Consider the following 3594-nt stretch of genomic DNA (forward strand, 5'->3'; position numbering starts at 1 on the left):
GTCTTTAATACTGAGCGCAAATTTTATATGATTGTCTATAGGGTTCACGGTTTTCTCATATCCTTTCAAATGATACTGTAGTGGGTGGATTTTTTGGATGAGGGCTGTGAGCTCTTTTTCTGTCCTTAAATTGTAAATTCAAAGGCACAAAAAATCCTGTTAATAGTTTACCATTTGTAAACTATCAACAGGAAAAAGTATAGAGCCCTTATTTTTGGGGTTACATCGTTGTTTTTATTTGGCTACAGCAAGCATGCGCTTAAACCAGTTTTTTATGCGTAAATTTTTGTTCATTGGTCAAATTAACTTGATAGCTGGTTATAGTAGGTGAATAGCGATCATTTGGACCAGTTTTACCTAAAAGACCATCACGCAGACTGTCCCAGTAAAGATGCCAAATTGTGCTCTTATCTAGCCAGTCAGTTTTGCGCTTTAACAAAATGCCGAGTCCTTTTTTTAAACTAGAGCCCAATAAAATAGTTAGGTAGAATAGTTTAGAACTTGAATATTGTTTACAGACTAAAATTTGGTTACGTACAAAATAGTAGTTTTTCCAATCATTAGGTTCGGCTATATTGGTGTGGTGGACAATTGCCTTAGAAACATTAAGAATTTTTGTTCGCTTACGAATTCGAAGTGCGTATTCAGTGTCAGTATGTTGGGTGAAGTACGCTTGATTGGGTAAGCCGATATCTTGGATAAGTTCACGCTTAAGTAGGATCCCACGGAAGGTGAACAAGTCTAAATAGAACTCATTCGAATATCTTTTAGCAGCAATATCTTTTTGGGTTAGCGTTGCATGATTCAATAACTTTCGCCGCTGACTAGTTTCAACGGTGCCATCACTTTGATAAACGCTACCACTAAAACATTGAACAGTTGGATTTTTATGTACTGCTTGTGCTAGTAGATTAAAGAAATCCGACTGGTAGGTAATATCATCCGTTGATAATGCAATCCATTTAAAGTTCTGTTGTTGAGCAAGTCTGAGTCCTTTATGAAAACCACCTGCACAACCGCGATTTGTGGCCAGGCGAACGTACTGGATTTGTTCGGGATATTTTTGAACGAGATTTAGCATTGCAACACCAGTATCATCAGTTGAGCCATTATCAACAACAATAATTCTTTTTGCTGGGCAATTTTGGTGTTGAAGTGATTCTAAACAAGCTAGTAATTTTTCTTGTTGATTATAGGTAACAAGGACAACGGCGTAGTTTAGCATAAGAGTCTCCTTTTAATGAGCATAATTTTTGCCTTTTTATTAGCATAATTTTTTTGGATAAGGAAAGATAGAAATATACATTAGTTATCACTAAAATAAATTTTTAATGAAGGTAAGACTAGAATGCTTATGAATTCGTTTACAATATTAAGGGAACATGCTAACTTTGAAGTAAGTTAGGAAGTGTTTGGAAAGGCCAATTTTGTGTTTGCCATGATTATGGAAATTATTCAGTAATTTACGCTGATACGCAAAATCGGAGTGCTTTTTGTGGTGTTCTAGGATAAAGGAGTGAAATTTAATGAACAAGAATAAGTTTATTGCCCAAGTAAAAGATGGCTTGATTGTTTCCTGTCAAGCACTGCCCGGGGAGCCGTTGTATTCTGAAAAGGGTGGCATTATGCCATTAATGGCCAAGGCAGCAGAGGAAGGCGGCGCGGCTGGCATTCGGGCAAATTCAGTGCGGGATATTAAAGAAATTCAGGCGGTGACCAGTTTACCGATTATTGGCATTATTAAGCGCCGTTATCCGCCGGAAGAGCAAGTAATAACGGCAACTTTAAAAGAAGTGGCAGAATTAGAAGCACTTGGAGTAGATGTGATTGCTTTTGATGCGACTGATCGGCCCCGGCACGATGAACTGACTGTTGCGGAATTCATTAGTGACATTCATGAAGAATTTCCGCAGCAAATGTTAATGGCCGATTGTTCTAATCTGCAGGAAGCCCTAGCAGCCTATGAAGTTGGGGTTGATTTTATTGGCACGACCTTAAGTGGTTATACCCAGGAGAGCCTGCAGCAGGAAGGACCAGATTTTGAACTCGTTAAAATTTTGTGTGCACGGCACGTTCCGGTAATTGCGGAAGGAAAAATTTATTCACCAGAGGACGCAAAAAAAATGTTGAAACTAGGTGCAGTAGCCGTTGTAGTCGGTAGCGCAATAACACGACCTAAGGAGACAACTGCAAGGTTTGCGAAGGCATTAGTTAATCAAAAATTTGCCAGTGAATAGATGTAACCGTTAACTTATAGGGCTATCTGATAAAACTTGGGTTTACAAAATCTCGTTTTGTAGTATGGTTATCATAAGAAATAATCATAAAAAGAAACTATTTTCTGCGATATTAAGGGGGTATCATCAATGATAACTGTCTATACATTACCAAATTGTCATTCCGCAAAGGCGGCGCAAGAGTGGTTAGAAAAACAACAATTACCATATACGACACAAGACATGAGTAAAATACCACTGACAATTGACGAGTTTAAGCGGATCTTGACGTTAACCACGGATGGGCTAAACGAATTGTTGGCCACGCGGGCATTTGATTATCAGACGTATGCTAGTAAATTAGAAAGTTTACCGTTATCTGATGCTTTGCGCCTTATTCAGGAACGACCTAAGTTACTAAAGGCACCATTAATTGTTAGTGATTCAAAATTAGTAATTGGTTTTAATCGGAACGAAATTCGTCAATTTTTACCACGTTCAGTGCGTAGATTGAATTTATATAGTGCTTTATTAAAGGCCGATTGATGGGCCGACAATTTAAACAACTAAAAAGAAGTCCTTGCCTTAAGTTTGATTATCAGAGTTGGTTGAAAGCTGTTTTCAACTACACTTAAGGCAAGGACTTTTTTATTATTCAGTTAGTTTAAAATCGCCCATAAAGCTTTCGTTCCACTGTAATTGGTTTTTAATTTGTTTACCGAATGTATCAATTAAGGCGTGGAGCTCTTGGGCCTGTTGCCAGTTAAGCTGCCAATCGTTCTCAACGACTTTTTGAAAGGGACGGTACTTAGTGGGCATGGTCAAGCCAAGCCACTTGAATTGGCGCTTGGCGTAGGCATCGACAATGAATACGGGTTTACGGAATCCGTAAAGAAGAATATCGTCGGCAGTTTCATTGCCAATCCCCTTAACGGCAAGCAATTGATTTTGTAATTGTTCTCGTGATAGTTGTTCAATTTTTTGCGGATCATCCTGATAGGTGGCCAGCCAATCGGCGGCCGCCTTAATGTAACCAGCCTTGGTTTTGTATAAACCAGCACGCTGGATGATGGTGGCCAGTTGTTCAATTGTTAATTGGCGAATGACTTGGGGATCATTATTGGTTGCAGCTAATAAATCAACGGCGGCAGCACCAGCGTTATTGGAGTTAGCGTTTTGGATTAAAATTGCGGACCAAATAACTTGAAAAGGTGTTTGCGCCCAGGTTTCAATTTGCATCCAGTTTTGTGGTCCTAAGTGTTCCTCCAATGTATTATATAGTGGTTTTAAATTCATTTTGTGAAACTGTCAAATCTTTTGTGTAAATAGATCTTTCTCATAGATTGATTTTTTATTCTTTATTTAATCAAAGTAAGAT

4 protein-coding genes are annotated in these 3594 nt (G+C 38.5%); 2 read left to right on the forward strand and 2 right to left on the reverse strand.

Going from position 1 to position 3594, the window contains the following annotated elements; all coding sequences use genetic code 11:
* Positions 1-259: 259 nt before the first annotated feature.
* Positions 260-1225 (reverse strand): glycosyltransferase, encoded by a 966-nt coding sequence (locus tag EKM61_RS11560; RefSeq protein ID WP_068225809.1) that lies wholly within the window; start codon positions 1223-1225, stop codon positions 260-262.
* Between the two features lie 301 nt (positions 1226-1526).
* Between EKM61_RS11560 and EKM61_RS11565 the strand changes: the two genes are divergently transcribed.
* Together EKM61_RS11565 and EKM61_RS11570 are read left to right on the forward strand one after the other, a co-directional pair.
* Complete coding sequence (locus EKM61_RS11565) at positions 1527-2237, forward strand: N-acetylmannosamine-6-phosphate 2-epimerase (protein WP_068225810.1); 711 nt, start codon at positions 1527-1529, stop codon at positions 2235-2237.
* Between the two features lie 129 nt (positions 2238-2366).
* Positions 2367-2762, forward strand: coding sequence for a Spx/MgsR family RNA polymerase-binding regulatory protein (locus EKM61_RS11570; RefSeq protein ID WP_068225811.1), 396 nt, complete (start codon positions 2367-2369; stop codon positions 2760-2762).
* Between the two features lie 105 nt (positions 2763-2867).
* Here the strand turns inward: EKM61_RS11570 and EKM61_RS11575 are convergent, their stop codons facing one another.
* Positions 2868-3512, reverse strand: a complete 645-nt coding sequence (locus tag EKM61_RS11575; protein WP_068225812.1) for an endonuclease III domain-containing protein — start codon at positions 3510-3512, stop codon at positions 2868-2870.
* Between the last annotated feature and the right edge of the window lie 82 nt (positions 3513-3594).

The sequence above is a fragment of the Loigolactobacillus backii genome (assembly GCF_003946275.1).
Classification (GTDB): Bacteria; Bacillota; Bacilli; order Lactobacillales; family Lactobacillaceae; genus Loigolactobacillus; species Loigolactobacillus backii.

Excerpts from the sequence above, each read along its gene's own strand:
- EKM61_RS11560 (WP_068225809.1), bottom strand. The coding sequence starts at position 1,225 with ATGCTAAACTACGCCGTTGTCCTTGTTACCTATAATCAACAAGAAAAA.
- EKM61_RS11565 (WP_068225810.1), top strand. The coding sequence starts at position 1,527 with ATGAACAAGAATAAGTTTATTGCCCAAGTAAAAGATGGCTTGATTGTT.
- EKM61_RS11570 (WP_068225811.1), top strand. The coding sequence starts at position 2,367 with ATGATAACTGTCTATACATTACCAAATTGTCATTCCGCAAAGGCGGCG.
- EKM61_RS11575 (WP_068225812.1), bottom strand. The coding sequence starts at position 3,512 with ATGAATTTAAAACCACTATATAATACATTGGAGGAACACTTAGGACCA.